Annotated in this window: 5 protein-coding genes; 2 read left to right on the top strand and 3 right to left on the bottom strand. The window is 67.3% G+C overall.

Annotation, left to right across the window (positions count from 1 at the left end; translation table 11 throughout):
• Positions 1-94: 94 nt before the first annotated feature.
• Positions 95-550, bottom strand: coding sequence for a GNAT family N-acetyltransferase (locus tag ACE5CZ_RS07565; RefSeq protein ID WP_374946718.1), 456 nt, complete (start codon positions 548-550; stop codon positions 95-97).
• A gap of 104 nt (positions 551-654) precedes the next feature.
• On the opposite strand from ACE5CZ_RS07565, the gene ACE5CZ_RS07570 reads away from it, so the two are divergent.
• Positions 655-1,407, top strand: a complete 753-nt coding sequence (locus tag ACE5CZ_RS07570) for an ArsR/SmtB family transcription factor (RefSeq protein WP_374946719.1) — start codon at positions 655-657, stop codon at positions 1,405-1,407.
• 15 nt (positions 1,408-1,422) lie between these two features.
• Here ACE5CZ_RS07570 and ACE5CZ_RS07575 read toward each other — a convergent pair whose 3' ends face one another.
• Positions 1,423-2,757: an O-acetylhomoserine aminocarboxypropyltransferase/cysteine synthase family protein gene (locus tag ACE5CZ_RS07575; protein ID WP_374946720.1), complete on the bottom strand. Its 1,335-nt coding sequence runs from the start codon at positions 2,755-2,757 to the stop codon at positions 1,423-1,425.
• Positions 2,754-3,968 carry a MalY/PatB family protein gene (locus tag ACE5CZ_RS07580; protein WP_374946721.1) on the bottom strand — a complete coding sequence of 405 codons (1,215 nt, stop codon included), beginning with the start codon at positions 3,966-3,968 and terminating at the stop codon, positions 2,754-2,756. Before ACE5CZ_RS07580 ends, ACE5CZ_RS07575 begins: the two co-directional genes overlap by 4 nt.
• A 98-nt stretch (positions 3,969-4,066) precedes the next feature.
• Between ACE5CZ_RS07580 and ACE5CZ_RS07585 the strand changes: the two genes are divergently transcribed.
• The coding region (locus ACE5CZ_RS07585) for an LLM class flavin-dependent oxidoreductase (RefSeq protein WP_374946722.1) at positions 4,067-4,946 on the top strand (880 nt) is incomplete at its 3' end.

A 4,946-nucleotide genomic window follows, 5' to 3' on the forward strand; every position in this document is an offset into this window, starting at 1 on the left:
GTCAGCGGCGGCCGGATGACGCGCTGGTTCGGGTACGAGAAGGCGGGGGGCTGACTCAGCTGGCTCACACGATCTCCTGTCGGATGCTGTGAGGTCAGGATAGCGTTCGCGCCCAGGCCACCCCGCGGGCGAGTTGGCCTGTCGCCCGAAACAGGGCAACCTGCGGAGACTCGGCGAGCGCCTCGGCCAGCGACTCCGTGGGCACCCGCTCGAATCCCAGCCTCTGCCAGAACGGCCCGGAGCGTCTACTGAACAGCCAGGCTCGCTGGGCACCGGCGTCGCGGGCGGCGGTGATGGCGAACAGCGCCAGCTCGGTGCCGAGACCAGCGGCGCGGGCATCGGATGCGACGGCCACGCTGCGGATGAGGGCGTCACACGTCGTGGGCGACAGTTCGAACCCGGTGCTGCCGACGACCCGGCCGCGCTCGTCGCGGGAAATCCAGTATCGGGTGCCCGGCGCGTCCAAGCCGCTCGTGGTGAGGTCGCACTCGGCCAGAAATTCTCGGAGCTCGGCCACGCCCGACGAGTCGACGGGCGCGGGACTGCTCACTCGATCGAGCGTACCGGGACGGCGGCGGGGGTCGTGCGTCAGCAGGCGGCCGCGAGGCCTTGCCTTCTTGATACGTGACCATATGGTCACCTATAGTCGGAAATATGGATGACGTGTTCCGCGCCCTGGCCGACCCGACGCGGCGGGCGATCCTCGACGCGCTGTTCGTCGAAGACGGCCAGTCGCTGAGCGCACTCGAGGCGCGGTTCGACATGAGCCGCTTCGGGGTCATGAAGCACCTGGGAATCCTCGAGGAATCGGGACTCGTGGTCACCCGACGACGAGGCCGCGAGAAGCTGCACTTTCTCAATCCTGTGCCCATTCGGCTCGTGCACGACCGGTGGACGAGCAAATACGCCGAACCCTGGACGGCCGCCCTCAGCGGTCTCAAGGCAGAACTGGAGAGAACCATGGAGAAGGTATTCGAGATCTACATCCGCACGACGCCCGAGCGTCTGTGGCAGGCGATCACCGACAGCGAGATCCGAAGTGTCTACAACTTCGGCAACACGATCGAGTCGGATTTCACCGAAGGGTCGAGCTACACGCAGACCAACCCGAAGTCGAACGCGCCGCTCGGCGACGGGGTCAACCTGCTGGTCGATCCGCCACGAAAGCTCGTTCAGACCATGGTCGCGAGGTGGAGCGACGAGGTCGAATCCGAGGGCACGAGTCGCATCACGTGGGAGATCGAGCAGGTCGGCGACTCGTGTCGACTCGTCGTCACCCACGACGAGCTGCGCGAGGGTGCGAACGAACAGCTGTACGGCGGCTGGCCCATGATCCTGTCGGGGCTGAAGACCTACCTCGAGACCGGCGAGAAGCTCACCACCCCGGGCTCGCTCATGTACACATAAGCCAGAGCAACGAGATCAGGCGACGCGGGCGAGGGCCTGGTCGAGGTCGGCGATCAGGTCGTTCACATCTTCGATGCCGATCGACAGCCTGATGAGCCCGGGCGTGATGCCGAGCTTCTCGCGCAGCTCGTCTGTGAACGAGATGTGGGTCGTCGTCGTGGGATGCAGCGCCATCGAACGCACGTCGCCGATGTTGGTCATGCGAGAAATGACGCGCAGCGCGTCGAGAAAGCTCCGCGCCCCCGCCGCTCCCCCGCGAACGGTCACCGCGAAGACCGATCCGGTGCGCCCCCCGTAGAGACGCTGCGCCAGGTCGTAGGCCGGGTTCGACTCCAGGCCGGCGAAGTCGACGCTCTCGACCTTCGGATGCTGCTCGAGCCAGCGCGCGATGGTCACGGAGCTGTCGAGGTGCCGTTCCATGCGCAGCGACAGGGTCTCGATGCCCTGGTGCAGCAGAAACGAATTGAACGGCGACAGCGCCGGCCCGATGTCGTTGACGACAGCCTCGCGGGCGAGCCGCGCGTATCCCGTTCGGCCGTAGCGCTCGAGCAGCGAGCGGCCACCGGATGCTTGAGGTTCGGTCAGCAGCGGATAGCGCCTCTTCGACGCGCCCCAGTCGAACGTGCCGCCGTCGACGATCGCGCCCGAGAGCCCCGCACCGTGGCCAGACAAGAATTTCGTCGACGAGTGCACGACCACGGCGGCGCCGTACTCGATCGGGCGGATCACGTACGGCGACGCGATCGTGTTGTCGACCACCAGCGGGATGCCGTGCCGGGCCGCCACCCGGGCCACCTGCTCGATGTCGACGATGTCGTTCTTCGGGTTCGGGATCGTCTCGGTGAAGATGGCCTTCGTATTCGGCCGGATGACCCGATCCCATTCATCGTCGTCGGCCGTGTTCCACACGTAGTCGACCGACACTCCGAAGCGGGCGAAGCTGCGGCCGAAGAGCACCCGCGTTCCGCTGTAGATGCTGGCCGTCGAGACGATGCGCTCGCCGTTTTCGGCGAGGGCGAGCAGTGCCGAGGTGATCGCGGCTTGGCCCGACGAGACGACGATGGCCTCCGAGCCGCCTTCGAGCGAGGCGATGCGCTTCTCGGCCACCGCGCCGGAGGGATTGCGCTGGCGCGAATAGATCAGCCCGTCGGCATCCCCCGAGAACCGGTTGCGGGCGTCGTCGAACGAGTCGAAGCGGTAGCCCGCGGTCATCGCGATCGGCGAGACGCGGGCTCCCGCGTTGAGGTCGTCGTACTCGCCCGCGTGCACCTGGCGGGTGTCGAAGGCGTATGCCTGCCAGTCGTATTCGGGCTGCGCGACGTCGGACGAGGGCTGGGTCGCATCGGTCACAGGAGGCTGCTCTCTGGCTCACGGAGGTGTGCTGTGTGGCGGGGGAGACATCGACGCACGGCGTCGGCCATGGAGAGCACGGCCTGCTCGAGAATGGGGGCGGGCATGGCGAAGATGAGGCGGGCGTAGCGCTCGTATCCACGCCCGCAGAGCACTCCGTCGGTGACGGCGACTCCGGCTTCGACCCGAAAGAAGTCGGCGACCGATCCCTCGATCTCGAGAGCCGAGCAATCGAGCCACGCGATGTATGTCGCATCCGGAATGCAGTAGCGCACCTCGGGGAGGTGCTCGGCGAGCAGCTCGGCGAGCAGCTGTCGATTGCCGTCGAGGTAGTCGACGACCTCGCCCAACCACTCGCGGCCGTCGGTGTACGCGACCGTCGCGGCGATGACGCCGGGGGTGGATGCTCCGTGCATGACCGCGAATCCGAACGTCTGGTAGAGCTCCTCGTCGGACTCGTTCGAGGTGATCAGCTGTGCCGTCTTGAGGCCCGGCAGGTTCCAGGCCTTGGATGCCGACGTCGACGTGATCGTATGGCGCGCGGTGGTCTCGGACAGCGACGCGTAAGGAATGTGCGCGACGCCCTCATAGCGCAACGGCGCGTGGATCTCGTCGGCGAACACGCGCCCGTTGTGCCGGTCGACGATGCGGGCGATGGCCTCCAGCTCCTCACGCGTGAGCACCGTTCCGGTGGGGTTCTGCGGGTTGCAGAGGATGAGGGTGCGAGCACCCTCGTGAAAGGCGGCCTCGATGCCTGCGAGGTCGTGCTGCCAGCGGCCCGCCGGATTCACGACTCCCGGAACCTCGAACACCTCGCGCCCGAGAGTGGGCACGAAGCTGAGGAACGGCATATATGCCGGTGTGGGAATAATGACGCCCGTGCCGGATGGCGAGAACTTGGTGATGGCCACCTCGAGCGCCGCCATAACGTCACTGACGGCATGAACGTTCTGCCAAGGGAAGTGCCAGCCGTACTCATCGCGGTGCCAGGCGGCTGTGGCCTTGGCCATATCGTGCGACGTCGCCGGCGCGAGGTAGCCGAGGTTGCCGTCGTCGATGGCCCGATGCAGCGCGCGGGTCACCTGCGGTGCCGTTCCGAAGTCCATCTCGGCCACCCAGGCGCCGATGGTTCCGGGGTGCAGGCTCCACTTGCGGCTCGAGGGAATGCTCAGCTCGGCACGGGTGATGTGGTCGAAGCGGGCGTGAGTCATGCAGCGATCGTACGGAAGATCGGGTAAAGCCCGCCGCTGCTTTACGCCATGTGTCGTCGACGCTCGGCATTCCACGTCGACGCGCCTAGGGTCATCGCATGAGCACCCCGTCGCCTGTCCGCATGTTCGAACGCGATGGACAGCTGGTTCTCGGGGCCATGGTGCGCACGCTCGGAGCATTCCCCTCTGGCTGGCGCTATCCCGGTGCGCACAAGAACCCGGCGAACGACCCCGCGGCCCTCAAGCGGCTCGCCCGCACGGCCGAGGAGGCCGGGCTCGACTTCCTCTTCCTCGGCGACTGGCTGTCGTCGAGCTCCGACCTCGAATACACGGAGCCGTCGCTGCTGGCGCGCATCGACCCCTTCAGCTCGGCCGCTTTTCTCGCGGCCGTCACCAACCGCATCGGACTCATCGCCACGGCCAGCACCGCGCATTCCGAGCCGTACGCGATCGCCCGCGCCGCGGCATCCATCGACCGGCTTTCGGGCGGCCGTTTCGGCCTCAACCTGACGGTGGGCACCGACCCGCGGGCGGGCGCGAATTTCGGCAGAACGGATGCCGGCGGCTCCGACGACAACCGATTCGAGACCGGTGTCGAGTACGTGCAGCTGCTGCGCAGCCTGTGGGACAGCTGGGATGACGACGCCGTGGTCGCCGATGCGAAGCGCGGAATTCTCGTGGACCACTCGAGGGTCGACCCCGTCGATCACGAGGGCCGGCGTTTCAGCGTGGCCGGGCCGCTCAACGCGCTGCGCCCCGTGCAGGGGCAGATTCCGGTCGTGCACGCCGGCGTCTCGGTGCGCGCCCGCGAATTCGCGGCGGTGCACGCCGACATCCACGTGGTCGCGCCGTCGAGCCTCGGAGACGCCGTGAAGTTCTACCGCGAGGCGGGGCAGCGCGCGGCCGCGGCCGGCCGTGCACCCGGCGATGTCACGATCATCACGCCCATCCTGCCCATCGTGGGCGAGACGCGGCAGG

The organism is Agreia sp. (assembly GCF_964263775.1).
Lineage (GTDB): Bacteria > Actinomycetota > Actinomycetes > Actinomycetales > Microbacteriaceae > Agreia.